This window comes from Aquisalimonas lutea (assembly GCF_030409225.1).
In the GTDB taxonomy this organism is placed as follows: Bacteria; Pseudomonadota; Gammaproteobacteria; order Nitrococcales; family Aquisalimonadaceae; genus Aquisalimonas; species Aquisalimonas lutea.
Window position 1 is genome coordinate 344,690 of the sequence record NZ_JAUFPK010000004.1, and the last position, 22,266, is coordinate 366,955.

Annotated in this window: 18 protein-coding genes; 12 read left to right on the forward strand and 6 right to left on the reverse strand. The window is 68.4% G+C overall.

Annotated features, from left to right (window positions below; all coding sequences use genetic code 11):
- Nucleotides 1–37: 37 nt before the first annotated feature.
- Entirely contained in the window at nucleotides 38–847 is an 810-nt protein-coding gene (locus QWY84_RS12755) for a TatD family hydrolase (protein WP_290203092.1), read from the forward strand.
- 24 nt (nucleotides 848–871) lie between these two features.
- Here QWY84_RS12755 and QWY84_RS12760 read toward each other — a convergent pair whose 3' ends face one another.
- Nucleotides 872–2,020, reverse strand: coding sequence for an aminotransferase class V-fold PLP-dependent enzyme (locus QWY84_RS12760; protein ID WP_290203093.1), 1,149 nt, complete (start codon nucleotides 2,018–2,020; stop codon nucleotides 872–874).
- 234 nt (nucleotides 2,021–2,254) lie between these two features.
- Between QWY84_RS12760 and QWY84_RS12765 the strand changes: the two genes are divergently transcribed.
- Nucleotides 2,255–3,532 (forward strand): HD-GYP domain-containing protein, encoded by a 1,278-nt coding sequence (locus tag QWY84_RS12765; protein WP_290203094.1) that lies wholly within the window; start codon nucleotides 2,255–2,257, stop codon nucleotides 3,530–3,532.
- A gap of 22 nt (nucleotides 3,533–3,554) precedes the next feature.
- Here the strand turns inward: QWY84_RS12765 and amrB are convergent, their stop codons facing one another.
- The gene (amrB, locus tag QWY84_RS12770) at nucleotides 3,555–4,364 is read right to left on the reverse strand and encodes an AmmeMemoRadiSam system protein B (RefSeq protein ID WP_290203095.1); all 810 of its coding nucleotides are present in this window, start codon (nucleotides 4,362–4,364) and stop codon (nucleotides 3,555–3,557) included.
- Nucleotides 4,365–4,488: 124 nt separating this feature from the next.
- Between amrB and amrS the strand changes: the two genes are divergently transcribed.
- Complete coding sequence (gene amrS / locus QWY84_RS12775) at nucleotides 4,489–5,580, forward strand: AmmeMemoRadiSam system radical SAM enzyme (RefSeq protein WP_290203096.1); 1,092 nt, start codon at nucleotides 4,489–4,491, stop codon at nucleotides 5,578–5,580.
- A 29-nt stretch (nucleotides 5,581–5,609) separates the two neighbouring features.
- Here amrS and QWY84_RS12780 read toward each other — a convergent pair whose 3' ends face one another.
- Nucleotides 5,610–6,068 (reverse strand): YbaN family protein, encoded by a 459-nt coding sequence (locus tag QWY84_RS12780; protein WP_290203097.1) that lies wholly within the window; start codon nucleotides 6,066–6,068, stop codon nucleotides 5,610–5,612.
- A gap of 261 nt (nucleotides 6,069–6,329) precedes the next feature.
- Here QWY84_RS12780 and QWY84_RS12785 point away from each other — a divergent pair, with 261 nt between their 5' ends.
- From QWY84_RS12785 to QWY84_RS12820, 8 genes are all read left to right on the forward strand, one after another.
- Nucleotides 6,330–6,809, forward strand: coding sequence for an RNA polymerase sigma factor (locus QWY84_RS12785; RefSeq protein ID WP_290203098.1), 480 nt, complete (start codon nucleotides 6,330–6,332; stop codon nucleotides 6,807–6,809).
- Nucleotides 6,810–6,909: 100 nt separating this feature from the next.
- Nucleotides 6,910–7,875: a FecR family protein gene (locus tag QWY84_RS12790; RefSeq protein ID WP_290203099.1), complete on the forward strand. Its 966-nt coding sequence runs from the start codon at nucleotides 6,910–6,912 to the stop codon at nucleotides 7,873–7,875.
- A gap of 275 nt (nucleotides 7,876–8,150) precedes the next feature.
- Nucleotides 8,151–10,874, forward strand: coding sequence for a TonB-dependent receptor (locus QWY84_RS12795; RefSeq protein ID WP_290203100.1), 2,724 nt, complete (start codon nucleotides 8,151–8,153; stop codon nucleotides 10,872–10,874).
- Nucleotides 10,875–10,964: 90 nt separating this feature from the next.
- Complete coding sequence (locus QWY84_RS12800) at nucleotides 10,965–11,732, forward strand: heme acquisition protein HasA (protein WP_290203101.1); 768 nt, start codon at nucleotides 10,965–10,967, stop codon at nucleotides 11,730–11,732.
- A gap of 182 nt (nucleotides 11,733–11,914) precedes the next feature.
- A complete protein-coding gene (locus QWY84_RS12805) occupies nucleotides 11,915–13,636 on the forward strand; it encodes a type I secretion system permease/ATPase (RefSeq protein ID WP_435372986.1) in 1,722 nt (573 codons plus the stop codon).
- The gene (locus tag QWY84_RS12810) at nucleotides 13,620–14,966 is read left to right on the forward strand and encodes an HlyD family type I secretion periplasmic adaptor subunit (RefSeq protein WP_290203103.1); all 1,347 of its coding nucleotides are present in this window, start codon (nucleotides 13,620–13,622) and stop codon (nucleotides 14,964–14,966) included. Before QWY84_RS12805 ends, QWY84_RS12810 begins: the two co-directional genes overlap by 17 nt.
- A gap of 4 nt (nucleotides 14,967–14,970) precedes the next feature.
- Nucleotides 14,971–16,401 carry a TolC family outer membrane protein gene (locus tag QWY84_RS12815; protein WP_290203104.1) on the forward strand — a complete coding sequence of 477 codons (1,431 nt, stop codon included), beginning with the start codon at nucleotides 14,971–14,973 and terminating at the stop codon, nucleotides 16,399–16,401.
- Between the two features lie 72 nt (nucleotides 16,402–16,473).
- Entirely contained in the window at nucleotides 16,474–17,073 is a 600-nt protein-coding gene (locus QWY84_RS12820; protein ID WP_290203105.1) for a biliverdin-producing heme oxygenase, read from the forward strand.
- A 62-nt stretch (nucleotides 17,074–17,135) separates the two neighbouring features.
- On the opposite strand, the gene QWY84_RS12825 is transcribed toward QWY84_RS12820, so the two are convergent.
- Nucleotides 17,136–18,029, reverse strand: coding sequence for a LysR substrate-binding domain-containing protein (locus QWY84_RS12825; RefSeq protein ID WP_290203106.1), 894 nt, complete (start codon nucleotides 18,027–18,029; stop codon nucleotides 17,136–17,138).
- 133 nt (nucleotides 18,030–18,162) lie between these two features.
- Here QWY84_RS12825 and betC point away from each other — a divergent pair, with 133 nt between their 5' ends.
- Complete coding sequence (betC, locus tag QWY84_RS12830; RefSeq protein WP_290203107.1) at nucleotides 18,163–19,758, forward strand: choline-sulfatase; 1,596 nt, start codon at nucleotides 18,163–18,165, stop codon at nucleotides 19,756–19,758.
- Between the two features lie 60 nt (nucleotides 19,759–19,818).
- Here the strand turns inward: betC and QWY84_RS12835 are convergent, their stop codons facing one another.
- Both QWY84_RS12835 and QWY84_RS12840 read right to left on the reverse strand, forming a co-directional pair.
- Nucleotides 19,819–20,799, reverse strand: a complete 981-nt coding sequence (locus QWY84_RS12835) for a cation diffusion facilitator family transporter (protein WP_290203108.1) — start codon at nucleotides 20,797–20,799, stop codon at nucleotides 19,819–19,821.
- Nucleotides 20,800–20,898: 99 nt separating this feature from the next.
- Nucleotides 20,899–22,080: a low temperature requirement protein A gene (locus QWY84_RS12840; protein WP_290203109.1), complete on the reverse strand. Its 1,182-nt coding sequence runs from the start codon at nucleotides 22,078–22,080 to the stop codon at nucleotides 20,899–20,901.
- Nucleotides 22,081–22,266 lie beyond the last annotated feature (186 nt).

Here is a 22,266-nt window from a genome sequence, read left to right on the forward strand (position 1 = left end):
CACCATCCCTTCGTACACGCGGGAGAGCGAACGCGCCATGGCAGCCGTGCCGCTGGTCGATTCCCATTGTCACCTGCACATGCTCGATGCGGGTCCCGATCACCCGGAGACCTACCTTGACCGCGCCCGTGAGCGGGGAATCGGGCACTTCCTGACGGTCAGCGTCGACATCGACAGTGCCCCGGATCTCCTGGCACTGACGGATGCCTACCCGCAGATCACCACCTCCGTCGGCGTCCACCCCTGCGGGCGGGAGCTGCGCGAGGTCGCGCCGGAGGAGCTGGCCGCCATGGCCGACCACCCGCGGGTGCTCGCCATCGGCGAGACCGGCCTGGACGCCCAGTGCGCGGACGCCGACGACCGGGACTGGCAGATCCAGCGCTTCCGCCGCCAGGTCCGCGCCGCGCATCTCGCGGGCAAGCCCCTGATCATCCACTCCCGCGGAGCCCCGGCGGACACCGCGCGCATCCTGGAAGAGGAAAGGGCGGATCTGGTGGGCGGCATTATCCACTGCTTCACCGACGACATGGCCGCCGCGGAACGCTACCTCGACCTGGGGTTTCACATCTCGCTGTCCGGCATTCTCACGTTCCGGCAGGCGGCGGCGTTGCGCGAGGTGGCGGCCGGGCTGCCGCGGTCCTGCCTGCTGGTGGAAACCGACTGCCCCTACCTCGCTCCCGTGCCGCACCGGGGCAAGCAGAACCAGCCGGCGTGGGTCCGCGAGGTGGCCGAGTGCCTGGCGCAGGTGCGCGGCGAGAGCCTGGAGCAGGTGGCCGCGTACACCACGGAGAACTTCTACCGGCTGTTCCCGCAGGCCCCCGCACCCGACCCGGACGCCGTGCTGTAGCGGCAGGCGCCGGCGAATGGCGGTTCAGGCGGATGCGCGCAGGTTCGCGGCCAACGCTTCCGCGCGCTCGACGGCATAATCCAGCTGCGCGGGTTCCAGGTAGAAGTGCGGCGAGAACCGGACGCCGCCACCCCGGGCGGCGCAGATGATCCCCTCGGCCATGAGCCCACGGTACAGCGCCTTGCTGTCCACCCCGGGCGCGGCGAACACCACGATGCCCGACAGCCGGTCCGCCGACGGATCGCTGACCACGTGCAGCAGGGAGCTGCTCTCAAGACGCGACAGCAGGTGCCGGGCATTCGCCAGCACGCCGGCCTCGACGGCGGCCATGCCGACGTCGTCCTGGAGCACGGCCAGACTCGCTTCCAGGCCGTGGACGCCCAGCAGATTGGGGCTGCCGCACTCGAAGCGCCGCGCCGTCGCGGCGGGCTCCCAGGCGACGGTGTCGTAGTTGCCGGCGTCGGCCACCATGTGCCAGCCGTACTGGGTGAGCCGCAGCTGCCCGCGCAGATCGGCACGGCAGTAGAACAGGCCCAGGCCCTCGGGCCCGAGCAGCCACTTGTGACCGTCCGCCACCACGAAGTCCGCGTCCAGCGCCTGCAGATCGAAGCGCAGCGCCCCCAGCTGCTGGATGGCGTCGACGCAGAACAGCACACCGTGCTCGCGGCACGCCCCGGACAGCCTGTCGAGGTCCATGCGCAGGCCGTCACCGTACTGGACCGCGCTCACGGCCAGCAGCCGGGTTCGCGGGCCGAGCGCCGTGATCAGCGCATCCTCGGGGGTCTCGCCGTCACCGAGGTCGACATCGCGGACGACGACCCCCTGGTCCTGCAGCGACTCCCAGACGATGCGGTTCGAGGGGAACTCCCGCCGGTTGATCACGACCTCGTCCCCGGGGGCCCAGTCGAGGCCGTAGGCGATCAGGGACAGGGCTTCGGAGGTGTTCTTGACCAGGGCGATGTCGTCCACCGACGGCGCGTTGACGAGGTCCGCCAGGCGCTGGCGCAGCAGCTTCTCCGTTTCCAGCCACTGCGGGTAGCGTGCCGCGCCGCGCTGGGCGTTCTCCCGGGCGAACGCGGCGACTGCGTCCGCGGTGCGCCGGGGCCAGGCACCGACACCCGCATGATTGAGGTAGACCACGTCGGCGTCCTGGGGAAACTGCGAATGTGCCATGACGGCTCCGTATCGGGTTCGTGTATCCCCGAATGGTACCGAACAACCGGTGGTGCGGATAACACGGACGCGACAGGGCGGGCACGGCCTCTGCCGGAATCATGGTGCCGGAAATGTGCTCGCAGACACGGATTCCGCATCGGAGCCGATGCTACGGTGCAGCAATGGTGCCGGCTGTCGGGCCCGCGGCTCAACGCATTCCGGTTCCGCCGTTGACGAATCCAGGTGAAAAGCATGCTCGATGTCCGGTATCTGACGCGCGTCCCGGTGGCGATGCTGCGTCACGATCTCTATGTTGCCGAGGCCGATCGGCCGTGGGATGAAATCCCCGTCATGTTCCAGGGGTTCCTGATCCGCACGGACGAGGAGCTGCAGGTCCTGCGGGCGTACTGCAGCTTCGTGTACGTGGAAGAAGCACGCTCGCGGGACGGGGTGTTTGCGACGCTGCAGCAGGACCTGCGCGCCGACGGCGCGGGTGACAACCAGTCCCCGGGGCAGCAGGACATCGCGGCGGCCATCGGCCGCCAGCGGCACCCGGACAAGAACCGCCTGCGCGAGCGGCTCGCCTCGGCAGCCGACAGCCGTACCGCGGCCGGGGCCTTCCTGAGCAGCGCGTGGGACGACGCGCGTCTCGGGCGCACCGTGAACTCCCGCCAGGCCCGCGCCGTGGTCGAGGACCTGGTGTCCCAGGTCTCCGGCAATACCAGCGCCTCGCTGTGGCTGACCAATCTGGCCAGGAAGGACGACTACTCCACGGCGCATTCCATCAACGTCTGCGTCCTCGCGCTCGCCTTCGGCATGGAGCAGGGCCTGCGCGGCCGGCGCCTCGAGAATCTCGGCCTGGGGGCGCTGCTGCACGATATCGGCAAGGTGGATCAGCCCGGCGAGCGGCTCACCCGGACGGGGTCTCTCAACCGGGCGGAGTGGCAGGCCATGCAGCGCCACCCCGACGACGGCGCCGAGAAGGTCGCCGCCACGGGCAACATCCCGGGCGAAGTCCTGGATATCATCCGGATGCACCACGAGCGCATCGATGGCACGGGCTATCCGCGGGGCCTGCGGGGCGGGGAGATCCCCGAGACCGTCCGCCTCGTCGGCCTGGTCAACCGCTACGACTCCCTCACCAGCGACCGGCCGTATCGCCAGGGGCGTCCCGCGGACGACGTGCTGCAGGACCTCTACAACGACAGCGCAGCCACTTACGGCGCGGAGCTGGTCCAGGCCTTCATCCACTGTATCGGCATCTTTCCCATCGGCAGCCTGGTGGAGCTCGACAACGGAGCCCTGGGCGTCGTCGTGGGCAGCAGCCCGGAAAACCGCCTGAAACCGACGGTGCTGCTGGTGCGCACGCCCGACGGCGACTACTACCAGAAGCGCCTGCTGGTGAACCTGGCGGCGGATCCCGAGCCCACGGGCCCGAGCAGCCAGCACATCAGGCGTGTCGTGAATCCGGCCCGCTATGACATCGACGTGGCCGGGATCGTGGCCTTCGAGTTCGGCGTGGATTTCTGACGCCCCGGGCATGCCGGCGTGCTCACGCCGCGGCCTCGGCGTACTCGAAGGCGCCGTAGCCCACCACGCGCTCGGGCGGGGCGCCCGCATCGGCGGAGTTGGCGAGCTGCAGGGTACGGATCCGGCCGCCGTGCCGGCCGGCATGCCAGAGCAGTCCCGCGATCGGCAGGAAGCCGCAGGCGTTCTCCGGGCCCAGCTCCTCCCCCTTCAGCGCCTCGATGATGGCGACCGTGCGGGCGTCCAGGGCCCGCGCCTCGGTGTCCGGGTGAAAGTGGGACAGGTCGGAGCTGACCGCCACGGCCGTCTCCGCGCCGCCCCACAGGGCTGCCAGGGTCCGGCCGACCTCTTCGGCCGTGGCGCTGCCCACCACCAGCGGCACGATGGCGACATCGCCCAGAACGCGTTGGATGAACGGGAGCTGCGTCTCCAGGCTGTGCTCGTCGCGGTGGGCCGCGTCGTCGGTGATCACGCCGGGCTGCGCGAGGGCCGTCTCCAGCCCGTCGCGGTCTACCGGCACGTCGCCCAGAGGGGTTGCGAACGCGGTGGCACCGGGCGCGGCGACCCCGCGCACCGGATGGAAATGCGACGGGCCGATCACCACGACCCGCGCGATCCGGCCGGCGGCGGGCTCGAGGCGGCGATACGCGGCGGCAGCCACCGGCCCCGAGAACATGAACCCGGCATGCGGTGCGATGACGGCCTTCGGCACCGGCGGCGATCCGGGCTCGGCGCTCGCCAGGAGATCATCGACCTCCCGGCGCAGGGCGCGCGGGTCCGCGGCATAGAAGCGGCCGGCGACGGCGGGTCGGCGAACGGCGGTTTCGCTGGCCATGGCGGCTCCCTCCCGCGACCGATACCTTTTGATAAGCCCGGAACGCCTTGAAAATGCGGGTGATTACCCCATTCTGTCCAGAAAGGCAGGCAGGATAAAGGTCCTGTCCGGACCCGGAGCGAACGTGACCCACGAGCGGCTGAACGGTGTCGCGACCCGCTACTGGCACCGGCTCGACGATGGGCGCATCCAGTGCGACATGTGCCCGCGGTTCTGCCGGCTCCAGGAAGGGCAGCGCGGCCTGTGCTTCGTGCGCGGCCGTCAGGACGACCGGATCGTCCTGACCACGTACGGCCGATCGTCCGGATTCTGCGTCGATCCCATCGAGAAGAAGCCGCTCAATCACTTCCGGCCCGGCTCGTCGGTCCTGTCACTGGGCACGGCGGGCTGCAACCTGGCCTGCAAGTTCTGCCAGAACTGGGATATCTCGAAGTCCCGGCAAATGGACACCCTGGCCGATCGCGCCGAGCCCGAGGCGGTGGCTGACGCCGCGCAGCGCCTGGGTGCCGAGAGCGTGGCGTTCACGTACAACGATCCGGTCATCTTCCACGAGTACGCCATCGACATCGCCGATGCCTGCCGGGAGCGCGGCATCCACGCGGTGGCCGTGTCCGCGGGCTACGTCACGCCCGAGCCGCGGGCCGAGTTCTACCGGCGGATGGACGCGGCCAACATCGACCTCAAGGCCTTCACCGAGCGCTTCTACCGCAAACTCACCGGATCGTCCCTGGGCCCGGTGCTCGATACCATCCGCTACCTGCGCTTCGAGACCGACGTCTGGTTCGAGCTGACCACGCTGCTGATCCCGGGCGAGAACGACAGCGACGAGGAGATCACCCGGCTGGCGGCCTGGGTGCGCGACGAGATCGGCGTGGACGTGCCGCTGCACTTCACGGCGTTCCATCCCGATTTCAAGATGCAGGACTACCCGCACACCCCGCCGGCCACGCTCGGCCGTGCACGGCACATCGCGCTGGAGCAGGGCATCCGCTACGCCTACACGGGCAACACGTTCGACAAGCAAGGGCAGAGCACGTACTGCCATCACTGCGGCGGGCGGCTGATCGGCCGTGACTGGTACCAGCTCTCCGACTGGTACCTCGACCCCGGAGGCTATTGCCGGAACTGCGGTACCCGCTGCGCCGGGGTCTTCGCCGAGCGGCCGAGCGCCGCCTGGGGGCGACGGCGGATGCCCGTGTGGCTGAGCCCGCGCTGAGGCGCCGTGCATACTCCCCACCAGGCTCATCAGGCCTCACCACCGGGGGAACCAGGCGGGTAGCTCACCGGCGGCCCGGGGCGCGAGACGATGTAGATCGCGGCCCCGATCAGCAGCGACGCCACCAGGAGGGCAAGCGGTGCGCCCGGCCGTGCCGCCACCACGAACAGCGCGAAGCCGCACGCCATACCCGAGCACGCGAGCATCTTGGCCCGGCGCGGGATCGCGCCGTACGCACGCCAGGCCTTCACGAGCGGGCCGATCCGGGGTTGTGCGAGAATCCACGCCTCCAGCCGTGGCGACGATCGCCCGAAGCAGTGTGCCGCGATAATCATGAAGATCGTCGTGGGCATGAGCGGCAGGAACGCGCCGATGAGGCCGAGGACCACCATGACGCACCCGGTCACGACGCAGACCAGCCTCGCGGGCGCCCGTGCGAGGGGGCCGATGCCCGGGAGCGTCCTGGATCGGAAGAGGGACCGTGGCATCACCGCCGGATGATCTCGCTGCTCGTGAATGACCGCTGTCGCGGGAATCGTGCGATGCTTCCCTGCCTATAAACGGGCACATCCCGGTTGTACCTCAGCGCGGGGTAGGGCCGCGTCGTCCCCGGCGGCGCCCGGCACCGCGCCCCGGGGCAGCCGTTGCAGGCCGCCGGGCTGATTTGCGAATACGACGCATTCCCATTATTCTTTCTGCCGTCATCGGATAACCGGCTGCGAAACGCTTTGGAGGATGCGCGAGAGACCTTGACGCGGCTGTTCGAGAACGAGCGCCGGAGCTTGATCAGCCGCGTTCGCCGCATCGTCAGTAATGACGCCGTTGCGGAGGAACTGGTCCAGGAAAGCTTCCTCCGGCTGCTCGATCGGCCGTTCATGGAGCATTCTGCAGCGCTTCTGCACCGTACGGCGCGGAACCTGGCGTTGGACTATCTGCGCTCGAAGAAGGTGCGGGACCGGCGTCCACAGGGGCTGCGCGAGATGGACGAGGGGATTCTGCCGCCCACGGATCACGTGGTGGAAATGGCCGACGAGTGGCAACAGCTGATCGAGGTCCTGGAGCAACTGCCCGAGCGCACCCGGCAGATCTTTCTTCTCAACCGCGTCGACGGCGAGACCTATGCGGCGATCGCCGGCATGCTCGGCATCTCGACCAGCGCCGTGGAAAAGCACATGATGCGCGCCATGAAGGCCTGCCGGGACTGGCAGCGCGGGCGAGGCACGGACTGAGGTCGCAGCGACCATGAGACGTTATCTTGTTGTAGGTTCACGTTCCCCGTCGCAGCGGCGATAAGGCAGGTAGACCGGTTTGGTGTTATCGGCGAACGAGGTGTCGACGACAGAGCAGATCGACGACGAGGCGATCGCCTGGTATCTGCGCCTCAAGGATCCGAGCGCCACAGCGGAGGACCGCGAGCGCTTCGAGCGGTGGCTGGCGCAGGACAGCCGCCACGCGGAGGCGTACGAGCAGGCGCAGGCGCTTTGGCAGCGCGTGGACGGCCCCGCACGCCATCTGGCGGCGGTCGCCGATTACCGGCCCCGCAGCCCGTCCGTACGCGGCCGTGCCGGGTGGCAGCCCTGGCTCGCGGCCGCCGCCTGCCTGTTGATCCTCGTCGTCGTCGGCCTTCTGTGGCGGGATCCCGGCCTGTTCGATCGTGCAACCGCGGACGTCGCAACCGCACCGGGCGTCTCCCACAGGGCCACGTTGGCCGACGGTACGCAGCTGCACCTCGACTACGACAGCGCCGTCGACGTCGACCTCGCCGGTGACACGCGCCGCGTCACGCTCCGCCGGGGCCGGATATGGCTGGATGTCGCCGCCGGTGGTCGACCCTTCGTCGTTGTCGGCGGCGGCGCGCGCGTGCGCGTGACCGGCACGCGGTTCGGCATCGCTCGCGGGCCCGGCGCCGTCGAAGTAACGGTGGAGGAGGGCCGGGTCGAGGTCGGCGGCGAGCCCGCCAACGACGACAGCTCGGTGCGCGTGCTTCGGCGGGGCGAGCAGATAGCCGTCACCCACGGGCATCCCGGCGAGGTCCACGCCGTGGATGCGCACGTCGAGCTCGCCTGGGCACGGGGATTGGTCCTGCTCGATCGTGCCCGCTTTGCCGAGATCGCCGCCCAACTGGAGCGCGCCTTGCCGGGCCGCCTGCTCTACGATGCCGGGGCCTTCGAGGGAGTGAGGCTTTCCGGCAGCTTCCCCGCCGATCGCCCGCAGGCGCTGCTCGACGCCCTTCGCCGGGCCCATGGCATCCGCAGCGAGCACATCCCCGGCGTTGGCGTCTGGCTGCGCCGCTGAGGCCCGGCCCCGGACATCGATCCGCGGCCGCACGGCACGGCGGCGCTCCCGCCCATCCCCTGAACGCGTACGCGGCATCCACCTTGACGAGGGCGACACCCCGCGCGCTGGATACCGCTCGTCTGGCCGGTGAGACATCGTTGCCTTTGAACAAAGGGCCCCTTTGCACGCCTCCGCGTTAACCGCGGCTACCTCCGCGGGTGAGGAGGGATGGCATCTCGCTCGTTATTGGAAATGAGAACGAGAATCATTCCGTAACGAGGGCCCGACAACCCATGCATCATTCATGGCGAGACAACAAGCACATCAGCGAATGCGCGCGAGCGGCGCGCCTGGTAATCGGCGGGGTCCTGCTGTGCCTGGCGGCGGGGCAGGCACCGGCCCAGACCACGTCTGAAACACCGGATCCGCGGCCGGACGATGCCGACAGCGCCCAGGCGCAGCAATACACGTTCGATATCGCCAGCCAGCCGCTGCTGTCCGCCCTGGGCGAGTTCACCGAGGTCACGCGGATCAGCGTGGTGCGCCCGGACAACCACGCGATCAGCGGCCAGGCGCCCGGTGTGCGCGGCGAGATGAGTGCCGATCGCGCCCTCACGCGGCTGCTATCGGGCACGGAGCTGCGCTTTGAGTACCGCGATCCGCGCACGGTCGTCCTCACCGCGCCCACGGTCAGTGACGAGGAGGCGGTCGGCCTGCGGGCCATCGACGTCGTCGCGCTGCCGGACAACGAGGGGTACGGGCGTGCCCGCTCGGTCAGCACGCTCACCCGCGACGAGATCGACCGGCGCCCGCCGCGCCACGCGGCGCAAATGCTGGAGGAGATCGCCGGCGCCTACAGCATGTTCAGCGAGCAGGATCCGGCGCTGTCGGTGAACATCCGCGGCATGCAGGACTTCGGCCGGGTCAACATGATGATCGACGGCGCCCGCCAGAACTTCCAGATCAGCGGCCACCAGCAGCGCAACGGCCAGATGTACATCGACCCGGAGCTGCTCGCCGAGGTGCAGGTGGACAAGGGCCCGAGCTCCGGGGTTCACGGCGCCGGCGCCATCGCCGGCTCGGCCAATTTCCGCACCATCGGCCCGTACGACGTCATTCTTCCGGGCAACAGCGCCGGGCTGCGCCTGCGCGGCACCACCGGCCTCGGTGAGTATGCCAACGGCACCGAGTTCATCGGCAGCGCCGCCGCGGCGTACGCGACCGACAGCTTCGACGTGCTGCTCGCGCGCAGCGGACAGGAGTTCGGCGAGTACGAGCCCGGCGACAACGGTGAACTGGGCACGGATCGGCGGGTCGGCGATTCGGATCGACAAAAACAGACGGCGGTACGGGAGTCTGGTCGCTCCAGCCGCTCCACCCTCGCCAAGATCGGCGTCATGCCGACGGACTTCCAGCGCTTCGAGCTGAGCTATCTCGACACCGGAATGGAGCACAGCTCCAGCCGAGCGACCTTTACGGAATTCAATCAAGGCGGCGATACGCTGTACGAGCGAACCGGCTCGAATGATGTCACTTCTCGGACATCCACACTGGGCTACGAGTATGCCCCACCGACGGGGCTGGTCGATCTCAGCGCGCAGCTCTATTACGTCACAACGTACATGGACCAGGAACGCTCTGCCCGGGGCAGCAGCTACATCCCTCTCAGCGACTGCAAACAGTACTATGACTTGTATGACCCTATTCCCTCTTGGGTCAGTGGTTACTGCACGCCCGCGTACGAAACCCGCTACCGTACCAACACCTGGGGGCTTGAGCTCGAGAATACCTCACAGTTCCTCGACAGCGCTCGACACGACTTGAGCGCAAACTACGGCATCGAGGGCTACACCGACGAGACGGAGTCCGAGGCGGAGGTCACCGATTCCAGCCTCAACTTCGAGGCCAGTCCGATCGGCGGATTGACAACCACCACACCCGAGGGCGAACGGGATTCGGTGAGCGCCTTCACCGACCTCAGCTACACCTACGCCGACACCATCGAGCTCGGCGCCGGCCTGCGTTACGACTACTACAACCTGCGAGGTCACACCGGATTCGACGTTCCGGGTCATGCGACCGGCGACGGCTGGCCCAGGGAATATTCGTACGATATTGATCGCACATTCGAGCACACCTCGCCGACCCTCTCCGCCGCCGTGCAGGTCACCGACTGGCTCCAGCCCTACGCCCGCTGGGGAGAGTCGTGGCGTATGCCCGCCATTACGGAGACCCTGATCACGGGCGGCCATGTTGGCGACACGGTGGCATCGACACAGCCGAATCCCTACCTCGATCCGGAGAAGTCCGAGACCTGGGAGGCCGGCGTGAACATCCAGGCCGACCGGCTGTTCACGGAGCGCGATGCCTTGCGCCTCAAGGTCAACTACTTCGATACCCGGGTCGACGATTTCATCTACATGTCGTTCTCGAAGCAGGCGCCGCACCAGACGATGGCGGGCGATTTTCAGATGGCCTACGACAACTCGGCCAAGGAGGTCCGGTTTCGCGGCACTGAATTCAAGCTCGAGTACGATGCCGGCTTTTGGTACGCCGGGCTCAACTACACGAACATGATCGGCGATAACAAGGACAACCTTTGTTCGAGTTATTACTACCTCGGCACGGTTTACGACAGGCCCAATCCACCAGCCGCCAATTGTGCGGTCTTCGGTTCCGCTGAGTACCCGCCGCCGGACAAGCTCAGCGCCCATACGGGCGTAAGGCTGCTTGACCAGCAAGTGGACATCGGCATCAAGGTACGCCACGCCGAAGGCTTCAACGAGAGCCGTGAGGAATCGCTCGCAAGGGGCGAGGAGTACGCCTTTCCTCCGGTCTGGGACGACTACACGGTCTGGGACTTCTACTCCAGCTATCAGCCAAACGAGCACATGACGCTGCGCCTGACCGTCGACAACGTGCTCGACCGGGCCTATCTCGCAGGCTACGGCGACCCGTTGGACGTCACGCTCGGCCGCGGCCGGACCGTGCAGGGGAGCATGGAGCTTCGATTCTAGGGTTTTCCTGCCGGAAGGCGGGAAAGGCGGTCCCGGCGCTTTGCCGGGATCTTGGAGAAGCGCGAAAGGTAATGCACCAAGGAGGCTGCAATGGCTATCACCATCACCCATGACCAGGCGACGAGTACCGGTGGGGACGACTACCTCAGCTGGTGGGAAGGCGAGTTCGTCACCGGTGATCATCCGGACAACACCGGCGGCTTCTATCCCGGCATGTTTTCCGGCTCGCAGTACGCTATGTCCAGTGGCGTGGCCGGTCACACAGCGGGCTTCATCGCATCCGCACCTGCGGGAGAGACGCTCGACTATACGTTCATGGATTCCCCGGCGCACACGCTCTACGGTGACCTCGAGAAGTTGGAGTTCGGTGATCAGATCGGCGGTGGCACCTCGACGCCGTACTCCTTCAACTCCGGTCCGGAGCTGACCGTCGACGGGCTCGACCTGAGCTCTGGAGCAGTGGCCAACAACCAGATCCACGAGATCGTCTACGGTCTGATGCAGGGCGATGCCACGGAGCTGGAGAACTTCCTCAACACCGAGGACCTCACCGTCAACGGCAGCTCCGGGGACGACGTCATCAACGGCTACGCCGGCGATGACACGCTGACCGGCAACGGTGGCGACGACACGTTCCTGTTCGATCTGTACGGCAACGCCGGCACCATCGGTGACGACACCATCGAGGACTACGAGATCGGCGACGACGTCGTCGACATCTCGGCGTTCGACAGCTACTCCGACACGGTCGTCGGCAGCGACCTGGAGATCGAGGTCTTCGACGCGTCCTCGAACTCCCAGGGCACGGTGACTCTCGTGGGCATCGACGACGTCAACGACGTCACGATTGCTGCCTGAGTCGGCGCAAGGGCAGGGAAGCAGCACCCGCCAGGGAGGCGGAGGTCCCGCTGCGGTCGTCCGGTGCAGGGCGGCCGTAGCGGCCTTTATCCCCGTGAATCGAGCGAACGCCATGTCGATACGCCGAATGCGCCGCGTTTTCCCGTACGTCGATGCGTAATTGGGACGGGCAACGCAACGAGATGGCAGCCGTGCTCGCGCAGTTCCGCGGCGGGTTGATCCATGTCGGCATCTTCTCCGCGGTGATCAACCTGCTGATGCTCGCGCCGGCGTTGTACATGCTCCAGGTCTACGACCGCGTGCTGGCGTCCAGCAATGAGATGACGCTGCTCATGCTCACGGTCATGGTCCTGGGCGCCTATGCCATGACGGGACTGCTGGAATGGCTGCGCAGCGCGGTGGTGATTCGCCTGGGCGCGCAGGTCGATCTGCGCCTGAGCCCGCGCATCTTCGACGCCGCCTTCGACAGCAATCTCAGGAGCGGCCGGCTGGCCGCCGGTCAGGCACTGAACGACCTCACCACGTTGCGCCAGTTCGCCACCGGTAACGCGCTGTTCGCCTTTTTCGATGTCCCGTGGTTCCCGGTGTACCTGCTGGTTATCTCCATGCTGCACCCCTGGCTCGGCATGCTCGCGCTGGCCGGGGCGCTGGTGTTGCTGGCGCTGGCCTGGCTCAACCAGCGGCGTTCGATGCCGCTGCTGGAGGAGGCCGGCGACTGGTCGATCCAGGCGAGCCAGCGCGCTACTGCCAATCTGCGCAACACGGGCGCCATCGAGGCCATGGGAATGTTGCCCAATCTGCGCGCGCGCTGGCTGGACCAGCACCGCGGCTTTCTCGCCCGGCAGAACCGCGCCAGCGAGCGGACCGCGGTGATCACCGCATGGTCGCGGGCCGGGCGGCTTGCGCTGCAGTCCGGCGTGCTCGGGCTGGGGGCGCTGCTCGCCGTGGAGGGCGAGATCACGCCCGGCATGATGATCGCCGGCTCGATCCTCATGGGGCGCGTGCTCGGACCCATCGATCAGCTCATCGGCGTGTGGAAGCAGTGGACCGGTGCCCACCAGGCCTACCAGCGTCTCCAGGGCCTGCTCAGCGAGCATCCGCCGCGGGAGGCCGGCATGCCGCTTCCCGATCCGACCGGCGCGCTTGCCGTGGAGCAGGTGGCCGGCGGGCCTCCGGGCCAGCGCACGCGCATCCTGCGCGGGGTGAGCTTCGAGCTGGCCGCCGGCGAGGTGCTGGGCCTGATGGGGCCCTCGGGTTCCGGCAAGTCGACGCTGGGGCGGCTGCTGGTGGGCGTGTGGCCCCCTGCGGCCGGCACCGTCCGCCTGGACGGCGCCGATATCGGCACCTGGGACAAGACCGCGCTGGGGCCGTTCATCGGCTACCTGCCGCAGGACGTGGAGCTGTTCGCCGGCACCATCGCCGAGAACATCGCGCGCTTCGGCGAGCCGGACCCGGACCGGGTCGTGGAGGCGGGCCGCCTGGCCGGTGTGCACGAGATGGTGCTCCAGCAGCCGAACGGCTACGACACGGTGCTGGGCGAGGGCGGCAGCGGGCTCTCCGGCGGGCAGAAGCAGCGTGTCGCCCTGGCCCGCGCGGTCTACGGCCTGCCGGTACTCCTGGTCCTGGATGAGCCCAACGCCAGCCTGGACGACGCCGGCGAGAAGGCGCTGCTCGCGGCACTGGCCGCGCTCAAGGAGCGTGGCTGCACCATGGTGGTCATCAGCCACAAGCCGGACATCGTGCGGCTGACCGATCGTCTGCTGGTGCTCCAGCAGGGGCGCGTCCGGGGCTTCGGCCCTACCGCCCGGATCCTGGCTGCGCAGACCGAGCACACGCGTACGGCCGTCAACTCGACGCACCTTGCGGCGACGGACAAAGGACAGAGCAGTGGCCAGGCGGGGTGATCAGGAGGCGGAGAGCGCACACGTGGAGGCGCATCCCGACGCCGCCTTGCACCTGGATGCCCGCCGCTACCTGCGTGGAGGGCTGGTGGTCGTCCTGCTCGGGTTCATCGGGCTGCTCCTGTGGGCGGGGCTCGCGCCGCTCGACAAGGGCGTCGCCGTGCCGGCGACGGTGACGGTCTCCGGTAACCGCAAGGCGGTGCAGCCGACCGAAGGAGGACGGGTGGAGCGTCTGCTCGTCAGCGAGGGCGCCGCGGTGGATGCCGGGGACGTTCTGCTGCGTCTCAACGACAATCGCCTGCGCTCCGAGGCCGAAGCCCTGCGCGTGCAGTGGCTCGCGGCGACCGCCCGCGCGGCGCGCCTGCGCGCTGAGAGCAGCGGCGCCGAGCGCATTGCGTTTCCGGAGGTCCTGCGCGCCAGCGAGGACCCGCGCGTACCCGTGATGCTGGCGCTCCAGCGCCAACTGCTGGACAAGCGCCGGGCCGCATTGCGGGCCGAGCTCCAGGGCATCGAGGAGAAGATCGCCGGCAGTCGGGCCAGCCTCTCCGGGCTGAGCCACACGCGACGGGCGCGTCAGCGCCAGCGTGAGCTTCTGGTCGAGCAGATCGAAGGGCTGGCGGGCCTGGTGGAGTCCGGGTACGTGGCCCGCAACCGGTTCCTTGAGCTCCGGCGCGAGAGCGAGCGCCTGGAGGCCGAGCTCGCGGAGGACCGCGGCCGCATGAACGAGCTGCGCAACCGCATCGCGGAGCTGGAGGCGCGGGCGCGGCAGCGGCGGGAGGAGCATCAGCGCGAGGTGGATACCCGGCTCACCGAGGTCAGCGTTCGCGCGGACGAGCTGCGCGCGCGGCTCGACGGTGTCGAATCGCGGCTCGCCGACACCGTCATCCGGGCCCCGGCCAGCGGACGGGTGGTCGGGCTGAAGGTGTTCACCGAGGGCGGGGTGGTCGCCGAGGGCGCGACGCTCATGGAGATCGTACCCGGGGATGCGCCGCTGTTGGTCGAGGGGCGCGCACCGGTGTCGGTGGTCGACCGGCTCCATGCGGGGCTGGCCGTGGACCTGATGTTCACGGCGTTCAATCAAAGCGATACGCCCCGGGTTCCGGGTGAAGTCACGCAGGTATCGGCGGATCGCCTCGTGGACGACACGACGAATGAGCCGTACTACCGCGTCGAGATTCGCGTCGAGCGTGACGCGTTGCCATGGGGCCCCGAGCGGCGGATCCGGCCGGGCATGTCCGTGGAGGCGTTCGTGCGCACCGGCGAGCGCACGCTGCTGAGCTACCTGTTCAAGCCGTTGATGGACCGCCTGAACACCGCGTTTGCCGGAGGCTGAACGAATGACGATCCTCGTCCGTACGCGCGGCCGCTCACGCCTGACCGTCGGGCTCGCCCTCATGGCCGTCCTATGGGCCGGCAACGCACACGCCATGGGCGTGCTGGAGGCCTACGAACACGCGCTGCGCAACGATCCCACCTTCCAGGTGGCGGTCAAGGCCCGGGAGGCCGGTGCGTCCCATCGCGCCATCGGCCGCGCCGAGCTGCTGCCGCGTGTGTCGTTCACCTACAGCGCCGCCGAGAACCGCTCGGAAGTCACGCAGCTATCCGCCCTGGGCGATGCCACCGCCACGCGCGACTATGACAGCAGTGCGGCGGTGCTCAGCCTGGAGCAACCGCTGCTCGACTACGGTGCCTGGGCCGCGTACCAGGAGGGGGTGGCCAAGAGCCGTCGTGCGCACGCGCAGTTCCGCGAGGCGCAGCAGACCCTGATCGTACGGGTGTTCGAGGCCTACACGGCGGTCCTGCTCGCGGCGGAGCGCGAGCGCCTGGCGCGGGCGCGCAAGAGCAACCTCGACGCGCGCCTGCAGGCCAATGAGCGGCTCTACCGCGGAGGGGAGGGCACCACGACCGACGTGATCGAAACCCGCGCGCGCCTGGAGCTCGCCCGCGCCAAGGTGATCGAGGCGGACGACACTGTGGCGGCAGCCCGGCGTCGTCTGCAGGCGATCACGGGGACCGCGATCGGGCCCCGCCAGTTGGCGAAATTGCGCTCTGACGGAAGAATGCCGCCGCTACGACCGGGCACGTTTCGGGCCTGGCGCGAACGTGCCGTGGCGGGCAGCCCGGCGCTGGAGCGGCTGCGCCACGGCGTCGAGGTGGCCGACGAGCAGCTCGCCGGTGCGCGCGCGGAGCACCTTCCGACGGTGTCGCTGGAGATGAGCACGAGGCGAACGGAGTCCAGCACCGAAAGTGCGTACAACCGCCGCTACGATACCGACCGCATCGGCATACGTTTCGAAATGCCGTTGTTCGCGGGGGGCGGTGTCACCGCCCGCCGGCACCAGGCCGCCGCGGAACGAGGGCGCATGCGCCGCCAGCTGCGGGCCGAGCGGGCGACGCTGATCAACGATCTGCGCGAGCAGTTCAACCGGGCGCGCAGTGCGGAGGCCCGGATCACGGCCTATCGGGAGGCGGTGAGCTCGGCGCGCACGCTGGTCGAGGCGACCCGCAAGAGCGTCATCGGGGGGGAGCGCACGAATCCGGACGTGCTGGACGCCGAGGAGCAGCTCTACACGGCCAGCCGCGACCTGGCCGAGGCACGCTACGGCTACTTGCGCGCGTGGGTGCGGCTGCACCGATTGGCCGGCAGGCTCGACCGTGCGGCCCTGGCGAGACTGGCCCGGAGTTTCACCGCGGACACGACGGCCGGCGCCCATGATGGCGTACCGCGGCGCAGTGTCCGCACGGTCCGGGAAGGTGAGGGGTGGTAACCGCGTAAACGTTATAGGGGCAGATATGTCTGCGAAACCATCCTAACCAGAACAATAGCAAGAGGCCTGCTCATGTCCGAGGTTGCGAATGCCGCGCCACCCCTGTCCCGGCGGCTCAAGAACGAGACCGCGTCGGTCCACGAGACGCTGGACAAGCGGATCATGACCGCCGCACCGTTTTCGGACCGGCAGCGCTACGCACGCTTTCTGCGTGTGCAGCTGCGGCTGCACCATGCCACCGCCCCGTTATATCGTGACGCCCGGCTGCAGGCAGGGCTTCCCGGCCTCCTCGACCCGAACCGCCTGGAGGCGGTGCAGTCCGACTGCGCGGATCTCGGCCTGTCGCCGGATGTGCTCGACGACGACCGCCGTGCGGCGGCGAAGGCGGTGATACCGGACGGGTGCGAGGCGTTCGGCTGGATCTACACCCAGGAGGGCTCGCGCATGGGGGCGGCCATCCTGCTCAAGGAAGTCGAGCGCGAGCTGGGGCTGTCCTCGGCGTTCGGCGCCCGGCACATGGCGGCGCACCCGGACGGACGCGCCCCGCACTGGCGCCGCTTCAAGGCGGCGCTCGACGCCCTTGGACTGACCGCCGGTGAGTGCCAGCGCGCGGTTGCGGGAGCGCGTGCGGCATTCCGCTTCGTGCAGCATTCCGTCGACGATCTGATGTAGCACCGCGAACCGGCAGCGGGCCCGCAAGGCGTATCAACGGGCTCACGCCACCCCGGCATGGCTCACTCCTCCGCGCCCCGTGCGACTCGCAGCAGCCAGTCGCGCAGCAGCGCGGCTTCCGGGCGCAGTTGCCCGCCAGCCGGCCAGGCCACGTAGAACGTCTCCTCGACGGGCATCGCCAGGTCGAACGGGGCGACGAGCCGGCCGCTGTCGATGTGCCGCTCGATCATCGACCAGCGCCCCATGGCCACGCCCAGCCCTTGCTCCGCCAGCTTGATCGGCAGGCCGGCCGTGTCGAAGTGGGAGCCGCGCCCGCCGTCCACGTCCCGGGCCGCCCCGGCCCGTTGCAGCCATTCGGGCCAGCCGTTGCGGAATCCGTCCGTATGCAGCAGGCGCTCGTCGGCGAGCCGTGCCGGGACCCCTTCGAGCCGGGCCGAGACCGTCGCCGCGCACACGGGCAGGAGGTATTCCTGCATGAGCGGCTGCATTTCCAGCTCGGTCCACTCGCCGATCCCGTAGCGGATCTCCAGGTCCACGCCGGATTCGATGAACTGCGGATTCCAGATGGTCGAGATCACACGGATGTCGAGGTCCGGATGCTCCCGATAGAACGAGCCCAGGCGCGGCACCAGCCAGAGCTCGCCGAAACCGGGCGTGGCGCGGATCGTGACCAGCTCGCCGCGCGCATAGCCGAACAGCTCCTCGGTGCCGAGGGTCAGCCGCTCGAAGGCGTCGTGGACCACCGCCAGGTAGGCCCGGCCGCTGTCGGTGAGCTGCAGGCTCTGCGGCAGGCGGTGAAACAGCACCTGGCCGAGCCGATCCTCCAGCAGGCGGATCTGCTGGCTGACCGCGGACTGGGTCACGTGCAGCTCCTCGGCGGCGCGCGTGAAGCTCGTGTGGCGCGCGGCCGCCTCGAACGTGCGCAGCCAGCTCGGCGGTGGCAACGATCTGGGCACCAGCGCCTCCGGGCGGCATAAGCTCAGCTAAGCCTAACACGGTGAATTCATTGTTTGTTCCGCCGGGGGAGCCCCGCGGACACTCGGTCGCGTCGCAGTCAATGTCTTAGCCGTCCGAATGGAGGAGCGCGTCATGGCAGCCGATCGCCCCAATATCCTGTTCATCATGGCCGACCAGCTCGGTGCCCCGGTACTCCCGGCCTACGGTCACCCGGTCGTGAAGACGCCGAACATCGATCGCCTCGTCGAGCGCGGCACGGTATTCGCGAACGCCTACTGCAATTCACCGCTGTGCTCGACCTCGCGCGTATCCATGCTTTCCGGGCGCTTACCGTCCGAACTTGATGCGTTCGATAACGCCTCCGAGTTCCCGTCCCAGGTGCCGACCTTCGCGCACTACCTGCGCGCGCTCGACTATCGCACCTGCCTGTCGGGCAAGATGCACCTTGTCGGTCCCGACCAGCTCCACGGCTTCGAGGAGCGCCTGACCACCGATTTCTACCCCGTGGACTTCGGCTGGACGCCGGACTGGGAGAAGCCGGAGGAGCAGCTGGAGTTCTTCCACACCATGGAGAGCGTCACGCACTCGGGCGTGGTCGCGCGCAGCATGCCCATCGACTACGACGACGAGGCGACCTGGAAGGCCGCCCGGCACATCTACGACGTCACGCGCGACCAGAACAACAGGGACGATCGACCCTTCTTCATCTGCACGTCCCTGACGCACCCGCACGATCCGTACCTCACCACGCGCGAATACTATGAGCGCTATGCCGCCGACGAGATCGACATGCCGCATGTCGAGTACCGTCCCGTGGACCAGCGCGACGCGCACAGCGCGCGGCTGTACTACCACTACGGCATGCACCAGGTGGATCACACCGACGAGGACATCCGCCGTTCGCGGCATGCCTACTACGGCATGATCAGCTACGTCGACGACAAGGTGGGCGAGCTCCTCGACGCACTCGAGAAGACCGGTCAGCTGGACAACACCATCGTGATCTTCTCCGCCGACCACGGCGACATGATGGGTGAGCGGGGTATGTGGTACAAGATGAGCATGTACGAGTGGTCCGCCGCCGTGCCGTTCGTCATCAGCCATCCCGACATCCCCGGCGGCCGGCGCGCGACGGGCAACATGTCGCTGGTTGACCTGTTCCCGACGCTGGTCGAGCTCGCCTCCGGCGAGACGCCCGACCCCGTCGTCGCACCGAACCTCGACGGCCGCAGCATCGTGCCGCTGCTGCACGGCAACGACCAGGACTGGCCCGATACGGCCTACTCCGAGTACATGGGCGAGGGCGCCGCGGGACCCGTGCTGATGGTCCGTCGCGGCCCGTACAAGTACGTCTACAGTGACGGCGAGCCGGACCAGTCGGCCGATCCGCCGCAGCTGTTCGATCTCGACAACGACCCGGACGAGCTCGACAACCTCGCCGGCCGTTCCGGCTACAAGGAGATCGAGAACGAGCTGGCCGAGCGCGTAAGCAAGCGGTGGAACCCGGATGACCTGCGCCGGCGCGTGCTGGATACCCAGAAGCGTCGCCGCTTCATCTACAACGCGCTGAGCAAGGGCCGGACCCAGCCCTGGGACTGGGAGCCGCGCTCCAATGCCGCCGAGCAGTACATCCGCAACGGCGAGGTGCTGGCCGAGCGCGAGGCGCGGGCCCGGCTGGACGAGCAGAACCGGCCGGCCGAGACGTACCGCAAACGCGCCGCCAGGTGACCGGGTGCCTCCCGGCGGCGCCCGGCGCCGTCGGGATCGGCGTTTCGTCGGGCCGCGGCATCACGAGCTGCCACGGTCGCCCGGCGCTCCCTTTCCGGCCAGCTCGCGAACCGGCAGGAAGGCCACGTCATAAGGGAGCTCCGGCTGCAGCGTCACGTGGTCGATGCCGAATTCCTCGTGAAGCACGCGACGCAGGGCGTCCAGGTGCTCCGGCCAGCGCTCCATGGACTGCACCCGTACATGCGCGGCCAGCGCGTAGCTGCCCGAGGCAATGGTCCATACATGCAGATCGTGGACGCTCTCGATGCCGTCCCGGGCGGACAGGCGCGCCCGCAGGGCAGCGAGGTCGACGTGCGGCGGCACTCCCTCCATGACCACATGCACGGCCTCCCGCAGCAGCCGCGTGGTCGAGATCAGGATCAGGGCCGAGATGAACAGGGACAGCAACGGATCGATGGGCGTCCAGCCGCTTACCGCGATGACCAGGCCGCTGGCCAGGGCCGCCACGGAGCCCAGGAGATCGCCCATGACGTGGAGGATGGCGGCACGGGTGTTCAGGTTTTGCTCGCCGCCGTGGAGCACCTTCAGCACCAGCAGATTGACCGCGAGTCCCACGGCGGCGACGACGAGCACCGCCATCCCGCTCACGGGGGTGGGCTCCAGCAGGCGATGCACCGCCTCGTAGGCGATCCAGGCCACCACCACCAGCATGAAGCCGGCGTTCACCAGCGAGCCCACGATCTCCGCTCGCTGCAGCCCGAATGTGTGCCGCGGCCCGGCGGGGCGCATGCTCAGGCGGGCGGCGAGGGCGCCCAGACCCAGCGCCATGGAGTCGGTGATCATGTGCCCCGCATCGCCGATCAACGCCAGGGAGCCGCTCAGCCAGCCGGCGACGAGCTCCACCGCGGCGAACCCCGACGTGAGCAGCAACCCGAGCAGCAGTGCCCGGCCGCCGGAGCGCCGCAGATGCTGGTGCTCGTGCGCGTGGTTGCCATCATCCGGATGGTCCCTGTGGTGAGCATGGTCGGTGGGATTCGCCATGGCCGCTACTGTGCCGGGTGACCGGCCGTTGCAGCAAGCGGCTGTCGGGGGCCGGCATCGGCGTTGGTAGTCGACTCGGACCCGTGCGCCGGCAACCCCTTATCGACCGGCTTCGTGATGCGCCGGTCGTCTCTGCATGGCGACGGAGCCCGCGGCCAACCCGGCGGTTGCGATGCCCACGATCAGCGCCGTCCAGGGGAGCCAGGTTGACGCGACGATCATAGCGAGAGCCAGTGGGAACAGCAGCGTGTCGCCGCGGTGCTCCCGGCCCGGGCGGCGATGCAACAGCCACAGCGCAAGCAGGTAGACAGCTACCGGAACGCTGAGTGCTGCGGCCGCCGGCGCGCCGGTTGCCGGCGATCCGGCCGTGACCAGGTCCAGGTTCGCCGCAATGCCGGCACCGACCGCCGCCGCGGAGCACAGGACGAAGTAGTGACCGTATCCCCACATGAATGCCTTGCCGCTGGTCGTGAGAAACCTTGGCGGCGAGGCAGCAAAGTACAACCACCACATGGAGAACACGAGCAGCAACCCGCCAGCAATGATCGAGTACACGGCAACGCCGGCATCTCCATGGTCAAGCGCGATGCGGACGCTGCCTGTAACAGCGATGACGGATTGCCCGAGAACGATGATGACGAATCGCCCGTTGCGGCGTGCAACGTGGTGCGGGTTCCAAGGTGTCGACCCTCTCGATTCGGCCCACGGGGGAATCGCGAGTTCCACCAGGGCCATCAGGCACCAGCCCCACAACGGCCATGCACCCGCTGCGAGCATGGTCGACCATCCCGCCATAGCGACTGACAGGCCGATGGCGTACTGTACCGCCGCGCCCCGGTGTTCCGGATTCCACCGGGCCGCCCTCAGCCATGACGCGACCAGGCCGAGGCGCATCACGGCGTATCCCAGGAAGACGATGGCAAAATCGCCCCGTGTGAATGCCTCCGCCGTCCCGGACGCGAGGATCAGTGCGCCTACCATCTGCACGAATGCCGCGAGCCTGCAACAAATGTCATCGTTGTCAAACGCGGACGCGAACCAGGTGAAATTCATCCAGGCCCACCAGATGGCGAAGAACACAGTCAGATAGCTGGCGATCGCCGTGGCGGTACCCCCCGCCGTGACCGCCTGGGTGAGCTGCGTCGTAATCTGCGCGATCGCGGCCACGAAGCACAGGTCGAAGAACAGCTCGAGAGGCGATACACCGCGGTTCGGGTCGCGGCGATCCCGGGCATGCATGGCGCGGCAGGCTGTAATGATACGGGCGTCGTGTTCGGGCATGATACCGTCGGCAGTGAAGCGCTCAGGCCGTCATTGCCGCGCCTGGCCGACCCGGTGGGCCCGGCACATCGGTGCCGCGCACGCGAACAGGATGACGGGATGGCCACCGCGCCGACAACAATTCGTGGTCATGATGCTGTGGCCGGTTGCATATTGTCCACGACGGCTCTGTGGGCGTTGTGGACG